A 25,942-nucleotide genomic window follows, 5' to 3' on the forward strand; every position below is an offset into this window, starting at 1 on the left:
TCTCATTTTCTATATATCCACTTGACTAATCGTAGGAAGAGAGTGAAACAAGCTCGACCAGATTCTGAGCAATTGCCTAAACCTAAAATAGGCCATCCATTTTTCTTTTGGATGGCCTATTAGTGTGTCTAAATAATTAGAATGTAATCACACTTCAGAAAAAACTGAAAGTTCGAATTGAAACATTTTAATAACTTATTTAATTTTATATCTCAAAATAGTCTTTAGCTTCTCAGGAGCGACTCGTCTGGCATCGGATAAATAAATCTCACGATGGATCTTTGAAATACGCCGTTTTTCTTGTTCAGAGACTAACTCGTCAATTTTTTGGAAACTAGCCGGTTCATCGTCATATTTACCAAGATGCAAAATTTGACCAACTTCCATTTCTGGAAATTCTTTGATTTCGATCTCATTGATAGCTGGTAAATCTTTCTTATCTCTGACTGTATCCAAAGTAGGTTGAATCAAGGCTGCTGGAACAAAGTCAGGTACTCTGATCATGATATCGTAACTGAATTCATTTTTATCCAAATGATCCATTTGTTGGCCCTTTTCTGTCAAAGACCAAACTCCTTCCAAGGGAAAAACTACGTAATCGTCATATTCTAAGTTTTTATCCACCGCATATTTTTTATAGGCTGCCTTGATGCCATATGCCGCTGGATAAAGCGTCTGAATTTTTTGACTAAATTCTGGGCCATTGGGATTGCCAACCCCGTGCATTGAAATAAACTTCTGCGCTGGTACATTGACAATCATTGGTTGCTTTTTAGTCGTATAAAGCTCTTTTTCCTGTTTACGCCATTCGTATTTCATCCTTTTACCTCCAGGGATTAGACAAAGCATAGTCAATTTTCGAACCTTAACGTAAACTGACCTCCGATTCAGAATTTTAGAATCAGAGGTCAGTTTTTGTTAAGTGGAAAAAGCTATGTTTTATTACTTATTTATGTTGTAGCCAATAAATTATTCTTTTTCATCAGTCTTGTGTTCAAAGCCTTCGTCAAAGAGGGTCACGATAAAGGTGGTACCTTCATTCAACTTACTCTTAACTTCAATTTCACCACCGTGGTTTTCCACCAATTGATGAACGATCGAAAGTCCCAATCCGGATTCACCATATTTGCGGTTCTTCCGTGATGGATCAGCTTTGTAATAACGGTCCCAAATATTCTTAACTTGGTCCTCAGACATTCCGATCCCAGTGTCAGACACGGTAAAGACTGAAGCGTGACGTTCTTCATCACGGGTACCACTAATAAAGATCTTGCCATCGTTGGTAAATTGAATGGCATTTTGCATAATATTGAACATCACTTGCACGAACCGATCGTAGTCAGCATAAGTCTTCAGTTCGCCATCAAATGGCTTGAGAATCAATTCGTCTCCAGACGTTTTGGCCTTCTTCTCCAACTGTGAAGTAATATCTTGCAATGGCTTATTCGCATCAAAGACACGTTTAGCCATAGTGATCTGATTAGTTCTGATCTTTTCATAATCAAGGTTTTCATTGACCAAACGGATCAGACGCTTAGTTTCGTTTCGCATCAGTTGAATACTTTGACCCTTGGACTCTTCGGGAATGGCATCATAGACCAACCCTTCCAAAAGCCCATTGATCGTCGTCAGTGGCGTTCTCATCTCATGAGAGGCATCGGCCATAAATTCCTTACGGCGTTGTTCTTGACGCTTAATTTCGGTATCTGAAGCTTCCAATGATTTAACCATTTGATTAAAGTCATCCGCTAGATCGTCCAATTCATCTCGACCTTTGCTTTCGATGTGAACGGAGAAATCATTGTTGGCAACCTTCTTAGTCGCACCACGAAGTCGATTGATCCGGTTGACTTGATATCTCGACAATAAGAAACTCAAAATAATCGCTGCTAATAGAGAGATCAGCAGTGCAAAGTAAAGTCGACTATTGATCTCACCGATATTCGTCTGTAATTCCGACACATCAGACCCAGCCCAAACAGCCGCAATCAATTTACCATTTTGGAACCACGGCGTCAGAACATAAACGTAACTTCGATTATCATCTTTACGTAGTCTTGGATTTCCTTCAGTATTTTGAGGTTTTTGAATATTGCGAATTGTCTTGCCTTGCTTTAATTTCTTCCAATAAGATTCCTTCAAGTGCAACTTCACATTTGCCGGTGCAGTTGGATAGACTTGATTGTTATTGTAATCAAAAATTGCAAACTGAACGTTTCTTTCAGAAAGCACTTGTTCGACGGTACGAATATTGTCACCGGTAATATTATGGATCTGGCCGGTTTTCGGATCGGTCTTCAAAGCAATCTTTTCCAAATTGCCTGCATAACTTTCAAGATTTTTATACGTACGATTATATTCCCAACTAGTTGAGGCGCTGGTTACAGAATACAAAATAATCCCGAGAGTCGTTAAGATAACGATCAAAAAACTCAGCATATTTTGATAGATTAATTTCATTAGGCTTTCTTCTTAGCTCCGGTATCATCAAACTTATAGCCGACGCCCCAAACTGTTTCGATCACTTGTGGACCAACCTTTTCGATCTTTTGACGCAATTTTTTGATGTGCGCATCAACGGTTCTTTCTTCACCAAAGTAATCGTAATCCCAAACTTGCTCTAGTAATTGTTCACGTGAGAAAACTTGTTTAGGTTTACTTGCTAAAGTCTTCAACAAGTCGAATTCCTTAGGCGTTAAATCAGGGATTTCTTTGCCATCAAGGTAAGCTTCGCGCGTGTTGGAGTTCAACTTGAAGAAACCAGTATTGATATCGAAACCATCGTCGGCTTCCTCAACTTCAGCGTTGACCGAAGTGTTTTCAGCTAACTTTTCAGCCAAGTTTTCATCACGTCTGTGAATAGCTTTCATTCTGGCAATCAACGTAATCGGACTGAAAGGTTTAGTAACGTAATCGTCGGCTCCAAATTCCAAGCCTAGAACTTGATCACTTTCCGTGTCACGAGCTGTCAACATGATAATGGGTACAGTTTTAGAAACTTTGCGAATCTCTTTGGCTACTTCCATCCCATCTTTACCAGGTAGATTAAGATCCAAGGTGATCATATCCCACTTGTCAGGACTGGCATTGAACATGTCGACCGCTTCGTTGCCATCGTAGGCAAAATCAGCTTCCCACTTTTCTTTTTGGAAGAACATCCCCATCATTTCTGATACGGATTTGTTATCTTCTATCATCAAAATTTTCATAAATTATCACTCCATATTTAAGGTTTGACTCAACCAATACAATTGTTACTATATTATAAGTATACAAAATAATATTAAGTTGGTGATCTTTTGCAAAAAAATTATCGCGGAACTGTCTTCTTTGATCTTGACGGAACGCTTTTAAATAGCCATTCCCAAGTCGATGATTCAGTCGCACAAGCCGTTCATAAACTCAAAGAAAACAATTATTTACCAGTTATCAGTACTGGCCGTGCTATGTCCGAAATCGATGCAGCTACTGAAACTACTGGTATCGATACCTATATTACTTTAAATGGTGCATTTGTCCAATCACAAGAAAAAGTTATCTACCAAAGTAACATCGCTCCCGAACTGATTTCTCAAGTTATTGATCAAGCAACCGAATTCGACGAAGCTATCAGTATGCACGCTGCACAGGATACGTTTTTAAATACTTCAAATCCTCTCACTGAAGAATTTTATCAGGCTGTTCATCTCGAAACTCCACCAGTCGACCCTGACTTCTATCAAAAAAATGATGTACCAATGATAATCGTCGTTTCTAAAGGCGATGCCAAACGTTATCAAGATAAATTCTCTAAACTCAAATTTTACAAAACTGGTCCTTATTCAATCGATGCTGTCAATGACGGCGTTTCTAAAATGAGTGGTATCAAACACCTACTCAAGAGTTTGGATCTAGCTGACAAACCAACTTATGCTTTTGGCGATGGCAACAATGATCTAGCCATGATCAAAATGGTCGATTATGGAATCGCTATGGGCAATGGTCTAGATACAGTTAAAGACGCTGCAACTTATGTTACCACGGAAAACGTCAACGGTGGTATCGTTAATGGTTTGAAACATTATAATTTAATTTAAATATAGAGAGCGAAACAAACTGAGTAACTTTTGAGTATTTGCCTAATCTCACTAATTGCTCGCCGATTTTGCGAGTGATTTGGGAGATGTAGCAAAACGCAGGAATCTGGTTTGGGTAGCTCGTTTCAGATAAAGAGCAAAACAAACCGTTTAATAAAAGGTCGTCTCTGATTCAGTATTTCGAATCAGAGACGACCTTTTTTTGTTAATTTTCGAAAGCTGACCGTACTTTGTTCAGCTCTTATACATTTTTTAGGCTTTTACGACAACCTTGCCCATCATGTGGCCACCTTCAACTAACTCTGTAGCCTTTTTAATGTTCTCCAAATTAAATCCATTGAACACTTTAGTAACGGTCGATTTAATCGTTCCTTGATCCAAACCAGCAGCTAATTTTTCCAGGTAAGCTCCTTGAGTCGACATTGAGTCCAAATTGAACTTAGCTTTGGTAAACATCCACTCCCAAGCAAAATTAACGGACTTCTGTTTCAGATCCATGATCGATGACTCACGTAGGTTAGTAATAGTTGCGAACGTTCCAAATGGTTTGATCAATTCGACGATCTCTTGCCAGTGCGGATCATTGTCGCTTAACCCGATAATATCATCAACATTGGTAATCCCTAAGTCATGAACTTGTTTGATTAGGTCATGGTGATGATTGACTACTAAATCAGCTCCAAGGTCTTTGACCCACTTTACCTTCTCATCACTTGAGGCTGTGGCAATCACTCTCAAACCAGCTAAATGGGCCAACTGAATTGCAATCGAACCAACTCCACCGGCTCCATTGATAATCAAAATAGTCCTTTCGTGATTATCAGCTGCTGGATCAATATGTAACTTTTCATATAATAATTCACTAGCAGTCAAGGTTACTAATGGCATCGCAACGCTTTTTTCAATCGAAGTCTTTTCAGGTGCATGGGCGACGATCCGTTCATCGATCAACTCATACTCTTGATAAGAACCCTCACGCGTATAATCGCCAGCAAAAAAGACCTTGTCGCCGACTTGAAAGTTTTTGACTGCTGAACCAATTTCTTCAACTATTCCATAGCCGTCATATCCCAAAATCTTTGGCGTCTGTAATTCACCTGCGATATTCTTGCGCGTTGCAATATCGACCGGATTGATGGAGACCCCTTCGATTTTAACCAACAAATCACGACCTGTGGCTGTTTCCTTTGACTTATCGAATTCAACGAAACTTGTAAATTTATTATCAGTTACTCCAAATGCCTTCATTTATTTAACCTTCTTTTTAATACTTCTTTTTCATAGTACAACAAAAAAGTTCTTGATAAAATTTTTAGCCACTCATGAATATATTTATTTTTTGTTCAACATAATATCTAAAACGACTGGATCAGTTCCCTTCAAACCTTCACTCCCTAATCTGCCGATATCACGAATCGTCTGGTCCACATCGGTGCAGACTAATCCGTTGCTAGCTGGAATGACTATTCCTTGCAAAGCCAAATTCACTGACCTCAACATTGACGAAACTGAAGTCGCAACTTTCATGGCACAAGAACAGCCGGCTCCATCGCACACCATTCCGGCAGCGTCTCCAGCCATATTGTTGACGGCCTTCATAGCGATTTGATAATCATTTGTTTTGAGATAAACGATACCAACTGCTGCCCCCATCGCTGCTGAATCGGTTGCACAAAAAGCTGACAGCACTGGTAAAAAGGCATGAATATAAAGAGCCGTCAAATTAGACAAGGTCAACGCTCTAGTCAATTGTTCATCGCTGACTTGCAACGCTTTAGCCGTAACGCAAACCGGTACTGTGGCAGTGATGCCTTGGTTGCCAGAACCAGAATTTGACATTGCCGCTAAAGTTGCTCCACCCATTCGTGCATCTGATGCCGCAGCCGTATAGGCCAAAATTTGATTATCCAAATCTTTTGAACCTCTGTATAAAGATTGTCCCAAACGAATTCCATACGTTTCAGTCAACCCTGCTTGTGCCAAAGCTAAATTCAAAGTTTTAGCCTGTTGCATGAATTCAATTTCTTTTAAGGAAACATTAGTGGCAAATTGCCAAACTTCCAGTAGTGATTTCGTCTGTAGAAAATCTTTCAGTGGCGATTTCGCATGTGCTTCGGGACGATTTTTTTCAAAGATAGTTACGTCATTTTTTGTGATTTTAAAAATATTAGTATGATTTCCGGCAATCCAGACTTTGACGTGATCTGCACCGCTTTTGACCTCTACATCGACATATAAGTCGTCAGGAACTTGGGCTAAATTGATTTCGACCTTATCGGAATGAGCCAATTTTAAGATATCTGAAACATCTCCTGCTTTTATTCCCGCAATAACTTTGAGTCCAGCATTCGGATCGCCAATCAGAGCTCCTGTTGCAGCGGCCACTTTCAGACCGGCTTCCCCTGTCCCTGGGACCATTACGGCAGTCGCATTTTTCAAAATATTTAAGGAAACATTGGCAGTAATTTGATCGATTCTTTTGGTCGATAAATACTTCATACAATTAGCAGCTCCCAACGCCACAGCAATTGGTTCAGTACAGCCGGTTGCCGGAACTACTCCATCGTGTAAGACTTCAATAAATTTGTTGGTATCCTCAATTTGCATAATCCTGACCTCAAAATTCTCTAATTTAGCAAAATAGTAATTGTAAGCAGTTTCATTATATCAATCATCAAATACTTATAATAGTAAATTTCGAGTCATTCAATGAAAGCGGATTCCTAATATCTTTTAAAAATTTTTATTGAAATAACCATACCAAATAATTTGGCAATTGATATAATTATAATATTGCAGTTTCACATGGAGTTAATTAATGAATGTTAAAGAATTCAATCAAAATAAAATCATGACCCGAATCAATGATTTTTCAGGTCTGTCACACATTGGCAATGGTAAAAATGAGGATATCGAACATTATTATCAATCCTTTTTGACTTGGATGGAATGGAACCACGTTTTGGATGTCGTCAATAACTATGCCCAAGTCAATATGGATCTCAAATACGTCACTTCACAAGATTTCTTGATCTGGCTATTGCATCATGGCGATGTTTACGACAATTACTTGCGTTTTCAATTACGGCAAAATCCTGAATTGGATTACAAAAAAGATGCAAGGGAGTTATTCAATCTCCGTCAGTTGCATCCCAAGTTTTCCTTCACAGTTGCCTTAACTTCACATATGCCAGCCAATCATTTTTTGTCAGATAATGATCTCAAAGACTTCCTTCCTATTTTGGCTAAAATACCTAACAATAAAAAAAGTCGCCAACAAAAATTTTCTGAACTCGGCAGTGGTTTGTTTGATGCCATTTACAGCTTGTCAAACTTTGCCGTAGAACGCGTTTCTAAAGATTGTTTCTAAAAAATTGTGGCATAACTATATTTTTCATTATGCCAAACTAAAAAATACCCTCCGATTCTTCGTAAGAATCAGAGGGTATTTTTATTAATATTTGCAAGTTGACCATAGCTTGCTTTTTCAAACGAATTCCACAAGTCTGGTAACTCTCTAACCTAAAATCTCAACGGTGGCGCTAGTAATTCCGTATGAAGGAATCATACTATTTGGCATGGCCATATCGATTTGGTATGGATTGTCATAGGCGAATGTTCCGGTATCATTAACGGTCCGATAATAAACATCACCTTGAGCTGTAGTAATCTTCAAACGTGACCAACGTGGGATAACGCTCAAATTTGTGGCAACTCCTGAATAACCCATATCTGATCCAAGAACAGCTGGATCATAAAAACTAATTTTGAATGTACCAACATTTTTACCTGTTGATTGCATTTCTACTGGTGGCTCTGCAGCCGACTGTGTAATAGCTTGTTGTGATGCCTCGATTTGTGCTGGTTGTGAATTTTGGACGGGTGCGTGGTCGACGACGGTGTTATCTTGCATCGCGTTGACATCCCCCATGTTTGGATCCTTTTCACTATTCTTGATACCAGGCATAAACTCTTTATTGTCTGATAACGAAATCTTTTTATTTAGTGTTGTAGCTTCAACATTTACGCTTTGTTTGTTTTCCAAATTCGTTAATGTCTTTTGAAAATCTGTTGTATTACTTACTTGGCTTGTCGATGAATCTGCGGCATAGGCAACTGTATATCCCATTCCCCCTGTAACGATCAAACTGATAATAAGTAATGCATCTAATCTAATTTGCTTTAGCAACTAATCTCTCCCCGGCTTTATGTTTACCAGAAGTCACTATACAAGACAAATGTAACAGACATATTACAGGAACAATAAGAAAATCCAGTTGAAGCATTTTTTTGTAACAATATCGTAACAAGGGTCAAATATTTCAAATATATTACGTTATATTTAACTTTTTGATACATTTCAGTGACATTGTGAATATTCACACGATATTTTTGCAATCGTTTTCTACCTTCTTCAAAAAAATATTTGTTTGCGAGAACAAATATTTGTGAGAAAAATTTATTTGTGATAATTTAGAAATATCGAATGAGATGGAGGAATTTTTAATGTCAAAAAAAATTGCTATTGTTGTAGGAAGTTTACGCAAAGGATCATTTTCAAAACAAATTGCTAAGAATTTAGCTAAGTTGTTCCCTAGCGACTATGAAACAGAATTTGTCGAAATCGGCAACTTGCCACTTTATAACGAGGACATCGATACACCAGAATCAGTTCCCGCTGAATACACTACTTTTAGAGACCAAATCAAGTCAGCTGATGGTGTATTGTTCGTAACACCTGAATATAACCGTTCAATTCCCGGTGGTTTGAAGAATGCTATTGATGTTGGTTCACGTCCATACGGTCAAAGTGCTTGGGACATGAAGCCAGCCGCTGTTGTTTCTGTATCACCTGGTGCTATTAGTGGTTTCGGTGCTAACCACGCCCTTCGTCAATCATTAGTATTCTTGAACATGCCTGTACTTCAACAACCAGAAGCTTACATCGGTAATGTTACAAAGATTCTTGATGACAATGGCAACGTTGCTGAAGGTACTGTTGGCTTCTTACAAAGTATCGTCGATGCTTACGTTGACCTTCTAAACAGATACTAAAATCAGTTTTTACTATATTAATGAAAAGAACCGTAACACAATTATACTTAAATCTTCTTAACGTAAAATCCTCTCTGATTCAGTAATTAGAATCAGAGGGGATTTTTTGTTAATGCTCAAAAGCTATATTTTGTTTGATTTTCCATCTAAAACGAGCTACACAAGCTAGATTCCTGTGCATTGCTACCTCCTGAAAATCATCTGCCAAAACCAGGCAGCTAATTTCCCGACCTAAGTAATTACTCGGAACCTAATCGGCTTGTTCCGCTCTCTAATATTTCAACTTTAATATTACTCGCAAAATGTTGATAGCTGATTTTTGCAAATCTCCCAAGTACAAGTCGTTATTTTGTTTCCACTTACCGCTTAAAAGAATGTGTTCTTTGTCAACGATTTGACCTGCACCATTGTAGATCCAGTCTTTAACTTGGTCATTGAAGTGCGATTCGGCATCGATCCGTAATTTGACGATCACATCGCCGTCAGGATCAATCGTGAAGTCATTCCACAACTCTTTCGTCGTAAATTCTTTCTTCAACATATCATAGCTGCGTTTTACTTTGATATTGCCTTGTTCATCGAATTCGGGGCCAAAGTCAGTAATGGCACTCATTAACTCCGACTTCGAATCTCCCGGCATAATCAAATCGTTTCCAGCATGCATGCTCTTTTTAGGGTCAGCTGAACTGAACCAATCTGTCATAACGATGCCCTTGAAATGCCATTCATCGCGCAAGATGTTAGTCAAGGTTGCGAAGTTAGCTCCTGAGAAAATACCGTTGACCCGATTATACGCTGACATTATTGCTACTGGTCGACCGAACTTAATCGCTATTCCAAAATTACGCAAGTAAATTTCTCGTAAAGCTTGTTCGCCGATAACACTGTTCCCATAATTACGATGGCTTTCTTGATTATTGCCCAAGAAATGCTTCAAGGTAACGCCTAATTTAGGATGTGCTTGGACACCCTTGGTTTCAAATGCGGCCATAGTTCCTGAAAGATAAGGATCTTCAGAGAAATATTCGAAGTTTCTGCCACCGAGTGGATCACGATGAATATTCATTCCGGGAGCTAGCCAGAGGTCAACTCCGAATTCTTTCATCTCCGTCCCGATTGCAAAACCAACTTTTTCTATCAAATCTTTATTCCAAGTTTGAGCCAAAGCCGTGCCAATAGGCCAAGCTGTCGCATAATGATAAATCTTTTGACCTTTTCTTTCGAATACTGGTTCTACTCTGACACCAGCTGGTCCATCAGCCATAACGACACTAGGAACACGTCGAGACTTGATCGTACCAGTCTGACCGGCTGCTCCAGGGACTAAGTCTGATGAAATGCCAACTATGCCGTTATGCTTTTCTGACATTTGGCCTTCCACTAGATTGACTAATTGTTGTTCCGAAAGACTAGCTACAAATTCAGCCAACTCAACATCGCCATCGTAAACGTCATTTAATGTTTTACCGGTAGCGTTACGCACATCTTCGATCACTTCATCGTACCCTTTGCCAGGTAAGTTCTCCTGCTTGTCCACAAAAGTTGTCACATCAGATTCTTCTTGATATTGAATGAACTTCGTTTCAGGGAAATTAGCTGCCTTGAGAATGAAGAAAGGCACGCCACTGACTTGTTTCAAATGCACTTGATTCTTAGTAAGCGTGGTTGGATCGATTCTAGGTTCCAACAAATCGTTGACCTTCTCGAGAACTACTTTTTCGTCCAGTTTAAAACTAGCCACGACTTCGGTTTGACGGGAACTATTGCCCATTCGAACAAGATAAGTGCCAGGGACCAACACGTAAGAACTGATTTCAGTATCAAAAACTTTCAAATCAGCGATATCAATATCAAATGTCACTGTTTGACGAGCTTTGGGGCGGAGATTGGACGTCTTGTTGTAAGCCACTAAATCTTGATAAGGCGTAGGGATATCAGTCTGTGGTTTAGAAACGTACACTTGCACTGTTTCTTGACCGGAAAAATGTTCACTGGTATTTTCAACTTCTGCTTGGAGACGAATTCGTTTTTCATTAACATTGACTTTTTGCGTCTTGATAAAGAATTTGGCATAACTCAAACCAAAACCAAATTCATACCGCGGCTTAACATTGAAACTGTCAAAATAACGATAACCAACATAATTTCCTTCGATATATTCAGGGTTTGACATGCCAAAATTTTCTGAAGTTGGATAATTCTCATATTCATCAGCCCAAGTATCAGAAAGCTTTCCCGAAGGCGTTTTGACACCATCAAGTATCTCGGCAATCGCATCCCCAGTAGTCATACCTAATTGGGAAACTAACACGATACTGTCAAGCATTGGACACTCATCGATAAAACTCATATCCATCACGCCACCAACATTCAATAACAAAATGCTGTTCGTATAATATTCACTCAAACGTTTGATGTTGGATAATTCATTATCCGTCAACTTATAATCGCCCTTGTGATTACGACGGTCGTAATTCTCACCTGATGTTCTAGAAACTACATAAATACCAGTATTAGCCTCGTCAAATTCACCAATTTCAGGATCTTTGAAACTGAATGCCGGTGCCAAAAGACTCATGGGGTCATCTTTTAATTTGTCAGTATAAATATTTTTTTCTTTTTGATAATAACGTTGCAATCTAGCCAACCAAGGTTTGGAAACAATGTCGAATTTTTGATCCTCCAAGCCTGTCAAAATGTTGACCATATTGCGTTGATTAACATCGCCAGAACCAGAGCCACCCTTTACAGTCGCAAAAGCTCCGTGACCATACAAAGCAACCGTCTTGTTTCTCAATGGTAAAGTATTATTTTTATTTTGAAGTAAAACAATCGCTTCTTCGGCGGCCGTTTTAGCTAACTCTTTATTTTCAAGTTCTCGTTGGGATATAACGTTTTCCATCTAATATCTCTCCTTTGGTGGAAATCTAATTACCTTAATTTTACACTTTTGTACACCAAAAAAGCGCTTGTAACGGTTATAGATTGTTAACAAACACTTATTTTTTGAAAATATATTTTCGTAAAACCAATTTATGAATCAACCACAGGATCAATATCAAGATCAAGCCAATCAAAATCTCACTGGTAATGAAGTCCAAATTCAAATTTTGGAACATTTTTAAAAGTGGATCGTTCAAAATTGAGATCAACAATAAAAATAAAATTATGTCAGTTGTAAAAATATTCATAGCTGCCTCCTACAAAAATCATATCATATTAAAAACAGGTATAATTATAGTAAGAAAATTTTTTTGAGGTGAAAAAATGCTCAAGGATAAACATATTGCTCTTTACGTCACTGGTGGCATCGCTGCCTATAAAGCTCTAAATGTCGTCAGAGGATTGATCAAACAAGAGACTTTGGTACAAGTTATCATGACCAAATCAGCCCAAGAATTCGTAACTCCTTTAACGTTTGCGACTTTGAGTCAACGCCCTGTGATCACCGACAACTTCACGCCGCAGACAAAAAACGACGACTTTATTCCCCACATCAAATTAGCTTTGTGGACGGATCTAGCAGTCGTTGTCCCTGCTACCGCCAACATTATTGGTAAAATAGCTAATGGTTTGGCAAACGACATTGTCTCCACTTCATTGTTGGCAACCAAAGCACCTAAATTGGTTTTTCCGGCCATGAATACTGATATGTATGACAACCCATCCGTTCAAAATAATCTGCAAAAACTCCAATCCATGGATATCAAAGTTGTTGAACCCGCTACTGGTTTTTTAGCTGAAGGTATGACTGGCAAAGGTCGCTTACCCGAATTGCCCCAAATCATGGCGGCCATTGAAAATAATTTCACCACTCCTAAGCTACATAAAAAGATCCTCATCACTGCTGGTGGTACGAAAGAGGCTATTGATCCAGTGCGCTATATTGGCAACCGTTCATCTGGAAAAATGGGCTTTGCAATGGCTAAAGTCGCCCGTGATCTCGGTGCCGAAGTAACTTTGATCACAACTGTTGCGACCGATATCCCTGGTATTAAGATCATTCAAGTTCAAACTGCGGCCGAAATGATGACACAGTTGCAACAACTCTTTCCAACTACTGACGTCTTGATCATGGCCGCAGCCGTAGCCGACTTTAAACCACTCAATGTTGCCGACCAAAAAATCAAAAAGACCGATGACGAAGATACACTCACTATCAAATTAACTAAAAACCCTGATATCTTAAAGACTGTTGCTGCTACTAAAACCACTCAATTCGTAGTTGGCTTTGCGGCCGAAACGCAGAATCTCTTGATGAATGCTGAAAAAAAACTCAATAGTAAACACGCTGATGTGATTTTAGCTAACAATGTAGCTGAAGCCGGTGCTGGTTTTAACGTTGATACTAACCAGATCACGCTCTTGCAAAAGAATCAGCAACCAGAAACTTGGCCTTTGATGTCTAAAACTGAAGTGGCTAAGAAGTTTTGGGAATTTTATCTCGACAAAATTTAAAATATATATTCTGACAAAAAAGCAGAAATCCCCTCACAGGAATTTCTGTTTTTTTTATTAACAATATCTTTTTTATGATGGTTTTTCCTGATTACTATAATAAATCGGTTTTTCAACCTTAAAATCAGTCTCATGCAACCAAGCCTTGATCTGTTCACCCAAATGCTTAGCCATCAAAGCTGAAACCATGATCTGTTTCTTAGAAATGTGATTAACGTGAACTCCGGCAGTGATCGTACAACTACCTGGCAAATCCGCTTGAATAATTTTACCAATGCGAATCGCTAAAACATCATCTTTGTGAAGACGACCGTCATGGCTAGGAAATCTGACCGTCTGCAATTCACTATCTTTAGTCAAAGTAGTGACTGTGCCGATATGAGGATTGTCACCACCAGTAACTGCAATAAACAGATCTTGGCCAATAACTTTCAGATCAGCTGTCATAGTATAGTTCTCTTCAGTTATCGAAAATCTCATTAAATCCCCTCCCAACGACCGCCAATATCATTTTTGATACCTAAAGCATCCAGTTCTTTCATCGTCTGATGATCGACTAAATCTTGAATCGTCTGTGGTTGGTTGTAAAAAGCTGGAATTGGCGGAATCATTTGGACACCCATTCGGGACAATTTAGTCATATTTTCCAAATGAATCGTATTCAATGGTGTTTCGCGTGGAACCATGATCAATTTACGTTGTTCCTTGAGCGTCACGTCAGCGGCCCGCGAGATCAAATTGTCACCGATTCCTACTGCGATACTGGCCACAGTCTTCATGCTAGCTGGCACGATTATCATTCCATCGGTCAAAAAGGAACCACTGGCAATAGTTGCCCCCAAATCGCTGTCGCTATAAAAGTAATCAGCTAAGTCCTTGATATCAGTCAATGAGAGCTTCGTTTCTAGCTGCAAGTTCTTCTTAGCCCAAGCACTGAATACTACGTGAGTTTCCACGTTGGCTATTTCTTGTAATTTTTTCATCAGATCGATCGCATAAATAGTACCTGAAGCGCCGGTGACACCGATGACAATTTTTCTCGTTTGTGACATCTCAATACTTCCTTAATCTAAATATTTTTGCCAATCAGGAACTTCCTTAAATTTAGCACGCTCAAAAGTAGCTTTCATATCAAATGGTACGGTTCCATCAAGGATTGTTTTGGAACTCATTCCCCGAACTCGAATTGACTTAGGATCGTATTCAGGACGTTCGGATGGATCCAGTGGATGATTTCTCATACCTGGCAACACCATGATATCTTTATCACCTTGGAATCTTGTGTTCAAAGTCCACATTACGTCATTCATATCAAAAATATCCACATCATCATCAACTAAAATGACCGTCTTCAATTCTTTAAAAGCTGACAGTGCTAAAATTGCTGCTTGTCTTTGAATACCTTCATCAGCTTCATCGTCTTTGTGGATCTGCATGATGGTCATCAACTTACCGCCACCTGCAGGAGGATTATAAACGTTGACCACTTTACCAGGAATAGCTTTGTCGACTAATTCGAGAATACTTGCTTCAGTCGGAATCCCGGCCATTGAAACGTGTTCTTCTGAAGGCCCAATCATCGTTTGGAAAATGGGATCTTTTCGAGTTGTGATAGCTTTGACTTTGACAACGTTCACTGCTGGATTAGCATCGCCATTATATCCGGGAAATTCTGGCATAGCTTTGCCAGTGTTAGTATTGATATCTTCTTGCATCGTCTGATTAGGCATAATTTCAGCTTCGATCACATATTCAGCGCGGGCGATACCCTTTTCAGCTACTGTTTTAGCATCGACTAATTCAACTGCTTGTTGGCGCAAAGCCCCGGCAATATTCAATTCGTCGTAGCCTAGTGGAGTTGTGGGTGGTTCAAAAGTTGCCCCAATGGTTATAGCTGGATCAAGTCCGACGTTGATCGTGATGGGCATTGGTTGATTCAATTTCTCAAACTCTTTTTGGAAATGACCAATGTGACGGCCACCGGGCATAATATACATCCCAATCGTATCTTTATCTTCCAAAACCATGCGGTGAATCGTCACGTCTGACATAGTCTTATCTGGATTGGAACCTAATACCAAACCTACGGTAATGTAAGGACCAGCGTCATATTCCGTGTTGGTAGCGGCAGGAATAATTTTTCTAATATCAAAATCTTTATCGGTAGCTTTGTAAACTACTTCTTGAACAGGAGCTTTCCCATCTTTGACCATTACTGGAGCGACTGGATGTTCAACTGAGTCCTTCAGGAAACGACCTAGAGTCTTATAGTCGTGATGCAAAATTTGACCAACTCGTTTTCGACTGGCCATCGAACCAATATAAACCCGTGAATTAGGAAAACCTTTGATATTGTTGAACATCATTGAAGGTCCCTCTTGGGTAGGCCGTTTTACTGTTCCACCAGCACCAATGTAGCGGTAGACACCTGAAAGTTCGGCATCGGGATCGACTTCAACATTAGTTTCGTGGTATTGACCGGAAATCTCTTTTAATTCGGCGATAACTTTTCTTAAATCATATGGTTGTTTTGACATCTAATTGCCTCCTCTTACTTAACAAAGATCAGTATAAAAGGCTTTGGTCCAAGGAACAATTCATCTTTTTGAGACAAATATTCCATAATGGAATATATTATTTAACGCAATAAACCAAATGGTTTCTCCTAGTTATAATGACATATTATGTCCGACACCAACGATATAATATATTTGTAAATAAAGAAAAGGAGATTTCATTCATGACAAATATTTATCAAAAAGCTTACCGTGGTATAAAAAATGACATTATCAACACCAGCGAATACGTTGAAGACGACGGAACCATCTACTACGGTGATCAATATCTCGAATTCTACCACATCTCCGCTGATATGCTTGACCAAATTCTTTATCAACTCGATTGCGAAAATTACATCGAAATGGGCGCCAAACATTCCTACTTCATCGTTTACAAGCCTTATACAAAAAAGCGACGCAAACTTTTCTTCGTAACCAAATTTGCCGATAATCAAATCTTCAAAAATTATTACGCCAATACCTTCACTCACGGCTACACTCCCGATTACGACGAACAATGTCACATCAATGATAAATTCGATCTTGTCTTGCTCAACAAAACCGACTTCCAAAAAATCACGCTATCACGTCTCCAAAAATCTGCCGGCGTTATTTACCAAACTGAAAGTTTTGAAATCGACAACGAAAATATCACTAAACTTCGTGACAAAAAAATCAACTTCATCCTACTCGACGATAAAAATATCTTTGCTAATAAAATCCCCAACACTCTCATCTTTAAAAAATCCAGTATCAACGTCCACGAAATCCTTAACTCCAAAAGCAATTTTGTCCTACTACTCGACAAAGACTACGACAAACATCATCAAACAGCTCGAAATGCCTTTATTGTACGCTATCCAAATGAATTACCTTCTCTATCCCAATGTCTCTATAACTCACTTGAAATGTTTTGAATTTCATAAATGTGAAACATTTCCGCATAACAAAAGGCCGTCTCTGATTCGATATTTTATTTAAAACAACACTAAAAAGGCCATCCAATTGATTTTTGGATGGCCTATTAGTATATCTAAATAATTGTATGTAACCAAAGTTAAAAAAGAACAGAAATACTGAATCAGAGGTGGTTTTACTTTAAATACCCAAAAGTTAACCAGGCTTGTTTCACTCTCTATATTTTTTTTACTTTTTTCTTTTTAGGTAACTGTAGATCAAACAACAGCGGATTAGAATCCGGTGCGATCCGCAAACACAATTCTTGTTGAGCTCGGGTCACTCCGACGTACAACAAACGCCGCTCCTCTTCGATAAAAGCTGAGTAATTCTCAACCTCTTTATAAAAAGTATGGAACATGGCAAATTCTTTTTTCTTATCCAACGTCTTATCCAAATTGATGGGATTAAAAGCGTTGTTATTAGTTATATCTTTGTAATCATCAATATGAGCGGACTTCAAAGCATTCTCTAAAAAATTGAAACTGTGATTATAGACCACTTTCCATTCTTTAACGAATTTTTCAAATGGCATTTCGGGTGGGAACCAATCGTTGAGAACTTTGCCCGCACTTTCAACTTCCTTATTAGTCAAACCGTAGAGATAAACATACTTGAATTCCAGACCTTTAGCCTGGTGCAATGACAAAAACTGAATCCGGTGCTCTTGCTTATCTTGTTCCATTCGATCAGAAAGGATCGATTTTTTATCTGCTTCTTCATTGAAGAAATCGTCGATATTCTTGTAGGTCTCCAACTCTTCTTCTAAATACTTCTTAATATCATTGACTTCAACTTTGGACATGAAATTCTTTTCTTCCATGTAATCGAAATACTTATCAGTCAATTTGGTAGCTGCCTTGTAAAGGTCCTTGATCAAACTCTTGGCTAATTTATTTTTAGTCTCGACGTTATCAGCTTCAGCCATCTTGGTTTTGAAACGTTGGATACTATTGAAATAAATTTTGACTCGTTCGTCAGTTCGCTTATAAGGGGTGTTATTTTCAGCATTGTAAGCTTCAGCGCCTAACAAATATTTACTCAATTTATGGAAATTATCATCCGTGCGTTTTTCGACTTTGACTGTGTGATCCTTATAAGCTCGAAAGCCGATTCGATTAGCTTGATTGGCAAAGTAACGATATTTATCTTGCCACATGGCTTTCATCAATTCCGTAATGATCCGATAGACAATATTATTTTGAAGAATCGCACTCGAATTGTTGATATTGGCATAGATTTTTTGATTCGCTAACCAGTCTGCCAACAACATTCGCGAAGAATTATAGCGCACTAAAATAGCAATGTCGTCGTTTTCTATCTCGGGATCATTGACTTGTTTGACCAAACGACGCAGCATCTTCGAATCACCACTGAAACCAGACTTTTTACTGCTATATAAGACGAATTTACCTTGATCCTTACGTCCAGACAACAATTCTTTATCGAGTCGTACATGATTCTTCTTAATCAAAGGAATCACTCGCTTCAAGATCTTTTCGCCCGTCCGATAATTAGTTGAGAGGTTATGCTTCTGCGCATTAGGTAAAAGGCACTTGTAATTCAAAATATACTTAGGATTACTACCTCTAAAGGAATAAATACTCTGGTCGTCATCACCGATCACGATCAAATGCGACATCGTTTCGGGACTCAATAATTTGGAAATGATCTGCCACTGCAAATTATCGATATCTTGAAACTCATCGATCACCGCAATTTTATAACGAGCCATGATTCGTTGATAATACTGCAAATATTGCGGATCATTCATGCTTTCCAACAACAGTAATTTCATATCGTTAAAGTCAATATAACCATTTTGGCGCTTCAACGATTGATACTTTTCGATCACGTCCAGATAATCTTCAAAAAATTCATCGTTATGCTTTTGACGAGAATAGCCAGTCATGATTTCAATTGCTGTACTCAGAGGTTTTCCAGTCGCTTCATCTGGTAAAATTCCATCGCGGGTCAGTCCTTGATTGATCATGTAGTCATTGAGATTAAACATCTCTTCTAGCATTTCTGCTTTCGTGATCACGTTGCTTGGGTGTTTGATCTCATCTGACAATTCCCTGATAAACAACCGATAAGATGTCAAAACTTGCGCACTGCGATATTCAGGATTTTGCCGCAATAATTGATAGAATAAAGCGTGAAAAGTTGTGAAATTAGGTCGTCCACTCGACAGATCCAAGCCGGTATTTTCGAGTTCAGCGACAAACTTATTGTAACGTTGTCCCATATCGACTCGCGATTTATGTGAAAAAGTGATTCCTAAAATTTCATTTGGCTCCGCATTGCCTTGAGCAATCGCAATCAAAGCCATCAAAATAAAGATCGTCGTCTTCCCCGATCCAGCACAGGCGTTGACCAACAGTGGTTTGGAAAAATCATTATTTAAAATAGCAATTTGTTCAGCGGAGAATTTCATATTAAGGCCCGATTCCATCAGGTCGATAATTTCTGATATTGATAGTTCTTGAATGGTGATATCCTCCTATAATTCGTAAATCTAAGTAATTTTTAGTCGTTGACTCTAGTCTGCAAATAATTCCAAAAGCGATCATTAGCTTTGGAATGTTGCCCTTTTAAACGCATAAATGACAGTTGATTGTCGATGTTTTTCGTTAAAGGCACCAAAGCATATTTGGTTTGATCATAATTTTGGACCGTCTTAGCCATCATCAATGAGATACCTAAATTATTTTGCACCATCTGCATGATCAAATCCACTCTCGTTCCCTCATAAGCGATCTCCGGTTCAAAATTTTCTTGGCGACAGAGTTTTAAAACTTGCTCATACATATTAGTCGATGGACCCAAAATTAAAAAGCGGTCATTTTTTAACATTTTTAAATCTATAGTTTTCTCTTGTGCCAGTGGATGATTCTTAGGCAAAACAGCAACGAATTTATCGGTTTCCATATCGAGTTGTTCAATCGTTTTATCGTGGAAGTCAAAAGTTCGGACAAAGATCATTTCGCACTGACCAGCTTTTAGAGACGTTATTAAATTATAGCTTTCTTCTTCTTGAAGTTGTAATTGAAATTCGGGATTAGCCTGCAAAAAGTCCGTTATCAATGAAAAGCTGCGGTAATTCGGCATGGTCGGAATCGTATGCAGTTCGATTTTTAATGACTTGGCCGTCTGGAAATCATTCAATTTGGTCGTCAATTGCCCATACTCACTCAAGATGCTTTTTGCATAGGGTAAAATTATTTTCCCTTGTTCCGTCAGGGCAATTTTACGATGAGCTCGTAAGAATAATTTTGTATTGAGTTCTTTTTCCAAGGCTTGGATTTGTTTGGAAATATTCCCTTGAGTCGTGAACATCTCTTCAGCTGTCTGCGTATAATTGAGCGTCTGGGATAAATTGATGAAAACTTGCAACTTGTGTAGATCCATTTTACTCACCCTGATTCATGATCGACAAATCGCTAGGAAAATTGTCACGTTCACCGACAGTTAATTGACGCTCGGGAACCAAAATATCCACGTCATTAAACTTACTATAAGTATATTTGCCTATTCTTTGAAACTTACTTGTCGATAATAATAAGACCGTCTTTTTACTACGCTTGATAACTTCTTTTTTTACCGTCAGCTCTCCATAAGAACTGATTGTTACCCCATCATTTGATATTCCATCGCCACCTAAAAAGGCAATGTCGATATTTATCGAGTCGATGGCACTAATCGTCCAGTCGCCAAAATATGATTTACTGAGGTCACGATATCGGCCGCCGGTCAATAAAACATCATTCAAATTATTCGACAATACTTCATTGATCCGCAACGAATTGGTAACAATCGTCAATCCTGAACGCAGTGACAACAATCTAGCTAATTGTAAAACTGTCGTGCTGGCATCCAAATAGACGATGGCATTATTAGGAACCAACTCCAAGGCCGTCTGAGCAATCTTAGTTTTAGCAGTCAAATCTTGCGTTTCTTTTTTTATGAAGCTGTCTTCCATATATGGATCAGCCAAAGTCACTTGGCCATAATTTTTGGCAACCACATTTTTAGCTTGCAAAGCCGCAATATCTTTACGAATCGTTTCCATTGTAACGTTAAATTTTTTAGCCAAATCGTTCACACTGACCGTTCGTTTGACTATCACTTCTTGAAGAATTTGATTTTCTCGCTCTTCACGCGTCATAAATTGGACTCCCTTTATAGTTTCAAGTTAATTATATTGGTTTTTTCTCTCAAAACCAATCCTTTTTGCTGGTTTTGTTGTAATAACAAATATTCTATTGTAATATTTGTTTTAAACAATAAACCAATTCATCACAATAAACACTCAAGGAGAGACATATGACAGACATTAAATTAATCGCTACTGACATCGACGGCACACTGTTTGACTCTGACAAAAATTACAATGTCAAACGATTCAATGACTACTTAGAAAAACTGCATCACCAAAATATTGACTTTGCGGTTGCAAGTGGCAATAATCTCGATCACTTAAAGAGAATTTTCGCTGATTCACCAAATATCGATATCTTCATTGCCGAAAACGGAGCTCAAGTGATCAACAAACAAGCAGTCCTCTTTGAACAATTCATCCCCAACGACCTAGTTGTCAAAATGATCAACGTACTCAGAGCAAATCTGCAACTCGATTCAATGTCTCTATCAGGCAAAAAGGCCAGTTACTCTGAAAGTCTCGAAAACTTGCCACTTTATCACATGGGTAACTTGGTCAAAGTGGACGACTTGACTGCTGTTAAGGATGATATTTTCAAATTCAATATCCAACTGCCAGCTGACGATCTCCCTACCGCTGAAGACTTTATCAATGATAATTATGGCGATTTAGTCCATGCAGCGGCAAGTGGTTTTGGCAGTATCGACATCATGTCTTCTGGCGTCAACAAGAGTGTTGGCTTGCATCACTTAACTAAAAAACTTCCTTACGATCTAAATAACGTGATGACCTTTGGCGACAATACTAACGACTTGGAAATGATTCAAGATGCTGGTCTTGGAGTTGCAATGCTCAATAGTAAACAGCAAGTCAAAGACGCTGCCGACTTGATCACTAAGACCGACAACAATCACGATGGCGTTCTCAATACGATTCAAGACTTCTTTAATTTTTAGGATCATAACAAAATGCGCAATAAAGCATAGCTTTTTCCACTTAAAACAAATAAGTCCAGTAATCTGAAAAACGATTACTGGACTTATTTTGCCTTAACACTCGAAAGCTGACCATGTTCTGTCACGCTCTCTAAACAATTACATATAACTAAGAAACTAAATCAGAGATTATTTCTCTTTAATTTTTATCCGGTTGCTCCATTAACAATAGGAAAATGAGGTAAACGATAATTCCCGGAAATCCTGGTACTAATTCCAAAGCTACGTAAAGAATTCTACCAGCGGCTGGATTCCAGTCATACTTTTCACAGATTCCGGCGATAACGCCACCAAAAATCTGATTGCTTCCGGATCTCTTAATTGGAATGTGCATAATATTTGGCCCCTATCGATAATTATTAATATTCAGGATTTTCCATCAACATCCAGAGTACCAAGTAACCTATGATACCTGGGAATGGTGTCAAACTGATCAACACCCACAATACTCTGGCAATGGTTGGATTCCATTGGTAATGTTCAGCCAATCCGCCGATAACACCGGCAAAAACTCGATCATTTTTGGAACGTCTAATTTGAATATGCATAAGCTACTTCCCCCTCTTTATCTTTAATTACATAATAGATTATTTAGAAATATTAGTACATCTAATTCACTTACAAACAACTTACATTTTTGTCACTTGTTCTAAAAATCAGTAAAAATTCTTTCATTATAAAGTTCCGTGAACAAATTGCTGCGCCGGTGGGCTTCCAAACGTTCATCATCTCGATGAGCTTCTTGTGCCAAACGGGCCATCAGAAAATAACATTTGGCCAACATATAATGTGAATCGTGCTTGGCAATAAAGCCGATCCCATCAACTAAATAAGCCGTAGAATCTTGATAGTCGTTTAACTTGAAATAGATCAAAGCTGACAAGTAATAAAGACTATTTTGATTTTCTTCATATGAATACTCATTCCAATTACGAAAAGCTAAGTCAATACTGTCGATAGCATCCGTCCGTTGATTCTTCAAGGCATAAATATATCCCATGGACAAATATGCCAACCGAGAAATCGTATCCAAGTGCAAGTGATTGATCTCAGCCAGTGATAATTTAAATGATTTAAAAGCTTCATCAAAATTATTAGTTTGCAATTGGGACACGCCTAAATAGTAATAATAATTTTGATATTGTTGCGTCGTCTGTAATTGGGCAACAATCTTATCTTGCTGTAAGAAATCTTTTAATTCTTGATACTGATGACTTTTACATAATTGATCGATCATCTGATTAAAATCGTCATTCTCACTGATCGGATAATTGACCGCTAGACTGATTTCGTTAAGGTCGACTTTTAAGCGATTGGCTAAATTGACTAACAAATCAGCGTTAGGAATATAAACGTCATTCTCTATCGCTGATAACATGGACTGCGCACAGATTCCCTCCGCTAACTCCTTTTGCGTAAAGCCTCTATCCTTACGCAGCTCCTTTAAAACTGTCCCTAAATTTTTCATATACATCCCTGAATTCTACTTATAATTACTATATTCAATTTTAGATTAAATAACTAATAAAAACAAAAATTCTGGGACACAACTATATTTCGATTCTTTTCAAAGTTTGATTGTTCACTGCCGTCTTCCATGAAACCCCGGTGGATTGCTGGAACGCTGTGAGAGCAACTTAGATCCAATTACGGTTCAAATTGTCTCTAAGCTTGTCTGTCTCTAACCTGGCAAGGTACGCCAGCCAAGAGACTACCACGGCTGAGCATCCACCGGGGTTTCATTCCAGACTAAACGATTTCTTATTTGTTTTACATTAGTAGTGTTAATACTATAGATTCTAATGGTTTAATATTTTATTTAAGGCAATACTAAAAAGGCCATCCAGTATGATTTTGGATGACCTGTTTTAGTATCTAAATAATTTTATATAACCAAAGTTGAAAAAAACATATTTCCATCAAACATGCAGTATAAACGCGGAACAAAACATATCTTTTTATTAATGCTCGAAAGCCGACCATGTTTTGTCTTTTTGAAATTATTGTAATATCTTGTACTCCCAAGCAGGCATCTCGTAGCCGTGAAATTCCTTTCTAACTACTTCAGCAACTTCTTTAGTATGGTAAGCCTTGACGATTTTTTTGAATGTCTTATTGTTCTTGTCCTTAGCATTAGCTGAGAGGATATTGACGTAGGGCTTTGATTTGGCAGTGATCTTCTCACGATAGACAGCATTCTTTGGATCCAACTTAGCGTCACTAGCGACACCGGAATTGACACAGGCAGCAGTCACATCATCGAGTGATTTGGCAGTTTGGCCGGCATCCAATGATGAAATCTTCAAGCCAATTTTGTTTTCTTTAATATCACGTAGACTTGGAATCTTACTATCATCTAATTTGATGAGTCCAGCACTTTCCAACAGTTGTAAAGCTCGACCCTCATTTGTGACGTCATTAGGAATAGCAATCTTGTCGCCTTTTTTGAGTTGGTTCAAATTGGTGATTTTCTTAGAAAAGAGTGACATTGGTGCGACGACCGTTTGACCTAAAGTTACGATATCCGTCTTGTGTTTCTTGTTCCAGTCGCTTTGGAAGGTGTAAGTTTGAAAGTCGTTCATGTCGATTTCACCTTGAGCCAAAGCGGTATTAGGCTGGCTGTAATCGGAAAATTCGACTACTTTGATATTGATGCCTTCTTTTTTTACTATCTGAGCTACCTTTTGCAAGGCAGGATCATTCGAGCCAGTGATACCGACTTTAACAGTGGTACCTGCTTGATTGTTTCCACAACCTGCTAGGATAAATAAACTAAGTGTGGTAATGAATATAAGAAATATTCCCTTAATTCGATTCTTCAATGTGATCCTCCTCCTCAATTTAAAAAGAAAAGGCGCTCCCATTAGAGTTTGTCTAATAGAAGCGCCAATTTGGCACGGTATCATTCTAGAAGCAAACACTTATTTAATGTTGCTTAAGTAATACCAGATACTCATTGACTGATTATTAATGTGGTAGAAATAATCAATTAATGTTCAAGCTTGCGAACTGCGAAATCGCCGACCCATTGGATAGCGAAAACCAGTACCAAGATAAATAACATAGAAACAATTGTGACATCATTTTCGAAACGTTGGTATCCAACAGAAATGGCCATATTACCAAGACCACCACCACCAACAGCACCAGCCATGGCAGTTAAACCAATCAAACTGATAATCGTTAAAGTACCGGAACGGATAAGCTCTGGTAAACCTTCACGAAGATAAACTCTGAAGATGATCTTCATTGGTGACAAACCAATAGCTTCAGCAGCTTCGATCACACCAGGATCAACTTCAACTAGAGCCAATTGAACTTGTCTAGCAAAGAATGGAGCTGTACCAATAACCAACGGTACTAAAGCACCAGTAGGTCCAATAGTTTGACCAACGATCAACTTAGTAAAAGGTCCGATGACCGCTAGCAAGATGATGAAGGGAATTGATCTGAATAGGTTGACCAATTTATCCAACCAGTAGTAGAAGTTCTTGTGTGGTGCAATGCCGTCTTCCGCTGTAACGACCAAGAGGATTCCCAAGATGATACCGATAATACCAGCAAATAATGCACTGACAAAAGTCATATATAATGTTTGCCAAATGGCAACTACGAAGCCATTATCGCCTTCCCAATTGGCAACAACGTTGGGTAGAAATTTATTTATTAATCCTGTCATGA

General features: G+C 38.5%; 25 protein-coding genes. 6 read left to right on the forward strand and 19 right to left on the reverse strand.

Translation table 11 applies throughout. The features are described from left to right. Positions 1-195: 195 nt before the first annotated feature. From FD29_RS02485 to FD29_RS02495, 3 genes are all read right to left on the reverse strand, one after another. Positions 196-819 (reverse strand): GyrI-like domain-containing protein, encoded by a 624-nt coding sequence (locus FD29_RS02485; protein ID WP_057887407.1) that lies wholly within the window; start codon positions 817-819, stop codon positions 196-198. Between the two features lie 150 nt (positions 820-969). Next, positions 970-2,460, reverse strand: a complete 1,491-nt coding sequence (locus FD29_RS02490; RefSeq protein WP_057887408.1) for a sensor histidine kinase — start codon at positions 2,458-2,460, stop codon at positions 970-972. Continuing rightward, complete coding sequence (locus FD29_RS02495; protein ID WP_057887409.1) at positions 2,460-3,209, reverse strand: response regulator transcription factor; 750 nt, start codon at positions 3,207-3,209, stop codon at positions 2,460-2,462. The genes FD29_RS02490 and FD29_RS02495 overlap by 1 nt, the downstream gene beginning before the upstream one ends. Positions 3,210-3,299: 90 nt before the next feature. Between FD29_RS02495 and FD29_RS02500 the strand changes: the two genes are divergently transcribed. Then, positions 3,300-4,076 carry a Cof-type HAD-IIB family hydrolase gene (locus FD29_RS02500; protein WP_057887410.1) on the forward strand — a complete coding sequence of 259 codons (777 nt, stop codon included), beginning with the start codon at positions 3,300-3,302 and terminating at the stop codon, positions 4,074-4,076. A 252-nt stretch (positions 4,077-4,328) separates the two neighbouring features. Here the strand turns inward: FD29_RS02500 and FD29_RS02505 are convergent, their stop codons facing one another. After that, positions 4,329-5,324: a zinc-binding alcohol dehydrogenase family protein gene (locus FD29_RS02505; RefSeq protein ID WP_057887411.1), complete on the reverse strand. Its 996-nt coding sequence runs from the start codon at positions 5,322-5,324 to the stop codon at positions 4,329-4,331. A gap of 84 nt (positions 5,325-5,408) precedes the next feature. Next, complete coding sequence (locus FD29_RS02510) at positions 5,409-6,686, reverse strand: L-serine ammonia-lyase, iron-sulfur-dependent, subunit alpha (RefSeq protein WP_057887412.1); 1,278 nt, start codon at positions 6,684-6,686, stop codon at positions 5,409-5,411. Between the two features lie 208 nt (positions 6,687-6,894). On the opposite strand from FD29_RS02510, the gene FD29_RS02515 reads away from it, so the two are divergent. Continuing rightward, positions 6,895-7,446, forward strand: coding sequence for a hypothetical protein (locus FD29_RS02515; protein WP_057887413.1), 552 nt, complete (start codon positions 6,895-6,897; stop codon positions 7,444-7,446). A 147-nt stretch (positions 7,447-7,593) separates the two neighbouring features. Here the strand turns inward: FD29_RS02515 and FD29_RS02520 are convergent, their stop codons facing one another. Continuing rightward, positions 7,594-8,265 carry an RlpA-like double-psi beta-barrel domain-containing protein gene (locus FD29_RS02520; RefSeq protein WP_057887414.1) on the reverse strand — a complete coding sequence of 224 codons (672 nt, stop codon included), beginning with the start codon at positions 8,263-8,265 and terminating at the stop codon, positions 7,594-7,596. A 317-nt stretch (positions 8,266-8,582) separates the two neighbouring features. Here FD29_RS02520 and FD29_RS02525 point away from each other — a divergent pair, with 317 nt between their 5' ends. Next, entirely contained in the window at positions 8,583-9,131 is a 549-nt protein-coding gene (locus FD29_RS02525) for an NADPH-dependent FMN reductase (protein WP_057887415.1), read from the forward strand. 271 nt (positions 9,132-9,402) lie between these two features. Here the strand turns inward: FD29_RS02525 and FD29_RS02530 are convergent, their stop codons facing one another. Continuing rightward, positions 9,403-12,033 (reverse strand): glycoside hydrolase family 3 protein, encoded by a 2,631-nt coding sequence (locus FD29_RS02530; RefSeq protein ID WP_057887416.1) that lies wholly within the window; start codon positions 12,031-12,033, stop codon positions 9,403-9,405. A 97-nt stretch (positions 12,034-12,130) separates the two neighbouring features. Next, positions 12,131-12,322 carry a hypothetical protein gene (locus FD29_RS02535; RefSeq protein ID WP_057887417.1) on the reverse strand — a complete coding sequence of 64 codons (192 nt, stop codon included), beginning with the start codon at positions 12,320-12,322 and terminating at the stop codon, positions 12,131-12,133. Between the two features lie 76 nt (positions 12,323-12,398). Here FD29_RS02535 and coaBC point away from each other — a divergent pair, with 76 nt between their 5' ends. Next, positions 12,399-13,589 (forward strand): bifunctional phosphopantothenoylcysteine decarboxylase/phosphopantothenate--cysteine ligase CoaBC, encoded by a 1,191-nt coding sequence (coaBC, locus tag FD29_RS02540; RefSeq protein WP_057887418.1) that lies wholly within the window; start codon positions 12,399-12,401, stop codon positions 13,587-13,589. Positions 13,590-13,661: 72 nt separating this feature from the next. Here coaBC and lpdD read toward each other — a convergent pair whose 3' ends face one another. Genes lpdD through FD29_RS02555 form a run of 3 tightly spaced genes read right to left on the reverse strand, consistent with a single transcriptional unit; the run spans position 13,662 to position 16,126 of the window. After that, entirely contained in the window at positions 13,662-14,069 is a 408-nt protein-coding gene (lpdD, locus tag FD29_RS02545; protein ID WP_057887419.1) for a prenylated flavin chaperone LpdD, read from the reverse strand. Next, positions 14,069-14,641, reverse strand: a complete 573-nt coding sequence (locus FD29_RS02550; protein WP_057887420.1) for a UbiX family flavin prenyltransferase — start codon at positions 14,639-14,641, stop codon at positions 14,069-14,071. The genes lpdD and FD29_RS02550 overlap by 1 nt, the downstream gene beginning before the upstream one ends. Before the next feature lie 12 nt (positions 14,642-14,653). Then, positions 14,654-16,126 carry a UbiD family decarboxylase gene (locus tag FD29_RS02555; protein ID WP_057887421.1) on the reverse strand — a complete coding sequence of 491 codons (1,473 nt, stop codon included), beginning with the start codon at positions 16,124-16,126 and terminating at the stop codon, positions 14,654-14,656. 203 nt (positions 16,127-16,329) lie between these two features. On the opposite strand from FD29_RS02555, the gene FD29_RS02560 reads away from it, so the two are divergent. Further along, positions 16,330-17,064, forward strand: coding sequence for a hypothetical protein (locus FD29_RS02560; protein ID WP_057887422.1), 735 nt, complete (start codon positions 16,330-16,332; stop codon positions 17,062-17,064). 218 nt (positions 17,065-17,282) lie between these two features. Here the strand turns inward: FD29_RS02560 and FD29_RS02565 are convergent, their stop codons facing one another. The 3 genes from FD29_RS02565 to FD29_RS02575 form a co-directional block, all read right to left on the reverse strand. Next, positions 17,283-19,541, reverse strand: a complete 2,259-nt coding sequence (locus FD29_RS02565) for a UvrD-helicase domain-containing protein (RefSeq protein ID WP_162253412.1) — start codon at positions 19,539-19,541, stop codon at positions 17,283-17,285. A 92-nt stretch (positions 19,542-19,633) separates the two neighbouring features. Continuing rightward, entirely contained in the window at positions 19,634-20,515 is an 882-nt protein-coding gene (locus tag FD29_RS02570) for a LysR family transcriptional regulator (RefSeq protein ID WP_057887424.1), read from the reverse strand. Position 20,516: 1 nt separating this feature from the next. Beyond that, complete coding sequence (locus tag FD29_RS02575) at positions 20,517-21,272, reverse strand: DeoR/GlpR family DNA-binding transcription regulator (RefSeq protein WP_057887425.1); 756 nt, start codon at positions 21,270-21,272, stop codon at positions 20,517-20,519. 158 nt (positions 21,273-21,430) lie between these two features. Here FD29_RS02575 and FD29_RS02580 point away from each other — a divergent pair, with 158 nt between their 5' ends. Continuing rightward, the gene (locus FD29_RS02580; RefSeq protein WP_057887426.1) at positions 21,431-22,222 is read left to right on the forward strand and encodes a Cof-type HAD-IIB family hydrolase; all 792 of its coding nucleotides are present in this window, start codon (positions 21,431-21,433) and stop codon (positions 22,220-22,222) included. A 178-nt stretch (positions 22,223-22,400) separates the two neighbouring features. Here the strand turns inward: FD29_RS02580 and FD29_RS02585 are convergent, their stop codons facing one another. The 5 genes from FD29_RS02585 to FD29_RS02605 form a co-directional block, all read right to left on the reverse strand. Then, a complete protein-coding gene (locus FD29_RS02585) occupies positions 22,401-22,595 on the reverse strand; it encodes a PspC domain-containing protein (RefSeq protein WP_057887427.1) in 195 nt (64 codons plus the stop codon). A 25-nt stretch (positions 22,596-22,620) separates the two neighbouring features. Beyond that, complete coding sequence (locus FD29_RS02590) at positions 22,621-22,809, reverse strand: PspC domain-containing protein (protein WP_057887428.1); 189 nt, start codon at positions 22,807-22,809, stop codon at positions 22,621-22,623. A gap of 101 nt (positions 22,810-22,910) precedes the next feature. After that, positions 22,911-23,735: a helix-turn-helix domain-containing protein gene (locus tag FD29_RS02595; RefSeq protein WP_083477744.1), complete on the reverse strand. Its 825-nt coding sequence runs from the start codon at positions 23,733-23,735 to the stop codon at positions 22,911-22,913. Between the two features lie 526 nt (positions 23,736-24,261). Beyond that, positions 24,262-25,083, reverse strand: coding sequence for a MetQ/NlpA family ABC transporter substrate-binding protein (locus tag FD29_RS02600; RefSeq protein WP_371862719.1), 822 nt, complete (start codon positions 25,081-25,083; stop codon positions 24,262-24,264). A 167-nt stretch (positions 25,084-25,250) separates the two neighbouring features. After that, positions 25,251-25,940, reverse strand: a complete 690-nt coding sequence (locus tag FD29_RS02605; RefSeq protein WP_057887430.1) for a methionine ABC transporter permease — start codon at positions 25,938-25,940, stop codon at positions 25,251-25,253. Positions 25,941-25,942: the final 2 nt, after the last annotated feature.

It is taken from the genome of Companilactobacillus mindensis DSM 14500 (assembly GCF_001434275.1).
Taxonomy (GTDB): domain Bacteria; phylum Bacillota; class Bacilli; order Lactobacillales; family Lactobacillaceae; genus Companilactobacillus; species Companilactobacillus mindensis.

Coding starts and splice junctions, on each gene's coding strand:
- FD29_RS02485 (WP_057887407.1), bottom strand. CDS start 819: ATGAAATACGAATGGCGTAAACAGGAAAAAGAGCTTTATACGACTAAA.
- FD29_RS02490 (WP_057887408.1), bottom strand. CDS start 2,460: ATGAAATTAATCTATCAAAATATGCTGAGTTTTTTGATCGTTATCTTA.
- FD29_RS02495 (WP_057887409.1), bottom strand. CDS start 3,209: ATGAAAATTTTGATGATAGAAGATAACAAATCCGTATCAGAAATGATG.
- FD29_RS02505 (WP_057887411.1), bottom strand. CDS start 5,324: ATGAAGGCATTTGGAGTAACTGATAATAAATTTACAAGTTTCGTTGAA.
- FD29_RS02515 (WP_057887413.1), top strand. CDS start 6,895: ATGAATGTTAAAGAATTCAATCAAAATAAAATCATGACCCGAATCAAT.
- FD29_RS02525 (WP_057887415.1), top strand. CDS start 8,583: ATGTCAAAAAAAATTGCTATTGTTGTAGGAAGTTTACGCAAAGGATCA.
- FD29_RS02530 (WP_057887416.1), bottom strand. CDS start 12,033: ATGGAAAACGTTATATCCCAACGAGAACTTGAAAATAAAGAGTTAGCT.
- FD29_RS02535 (WP_057887417.1), bottom strand. CDS start 12,322: ATGAATATTTTTACAACTGACATAATTTTATTTTTATTGTTGATCTCA.
- coaBC (WP_057887418.1), top strand. CDS start 12,399: ATGCTCAAGGATAAACATATTGCTCTTTACGTCACTGGTGGCATCGCT.
- lpdD (WP_057887419.1), bottom strand. CDS start 14,069: ATGAGATTTTCGATAACTGAAGAGAACTATACTATGACAGCTGATCTG.
- FD29_RS02550 (WP_057887420.1), bottom strand. CDS start 14,641: ATGTCACAAACGAGAAAAATTGTCATCGGTGTCACCGGCGCTTCAGGT.
- FD29_RS02555 (WP_057887421.1), bottom strand. CDS start 16,126: ATGTCAAAACAACCATATGATTTAAGAAAAGTTATCGCCGAATTAAAA.
- FD29_RS02560 (WP_057887422.1), top strand. CDS start 16,330: ATGACAAATATTTATCAAAAAGCTTACCGTGGTATAAAAAATGACATT.
- FD29_RS02565 (WP_162253412.1), bottom strand. CDS start 19,541: ATGAAATTCTCCGCTGAACAAATTGCTATTTTAAATAATGATTTTTCC.
- FD29_RS02570 (WP_057887424.1), bottom strand. CDS start 20,515: ATGGATCTACACAAGTTGCAAGTTTTCATCAATTTATCCCAGACGCTC.
- FD29_RS02575 (WP_057887425.1), bottom strand. CDS start 21,272: ATGACGCGTGAAGAGCGAGAAAATCAAATTCTTCAAGAAGTGATAGTC.
- FD29_RS02580 (WP_057887426.1), top strand. CDS start 21,431: ATGACAGACATTAAATTAATCGCTACTGACATCGACGGCACACTGTTT.
- FD29_RS02585 (WP_057887427.1), bottom strand. CDS start 22,595: ATGCACATTCCAATTAAGAGATCCGGAAGCAATCAGATTTTTGGTGGC.
- FD29_RS02590 (WP_057887428.1), bottom strand. CDS start 22,809: ATGCATATTCAAATTAGACGTTCCAAAAATGATCGAGTTTTTGCCGGT.
- FD29_RS02595 (WP_083477744.1), bottom strand. CDS start 23,735: ATGTATATGAAAAATTTAGGGACAGTTTTAAAGGAGCTGCGTAAGGAT.
- FD29_RS02605 (WP_057887430.1), bottom strand. CDS start 25,940: ATGACAGGATTAATAAATAAATTTCTACCCAACGTTGTTGCCAATTGG.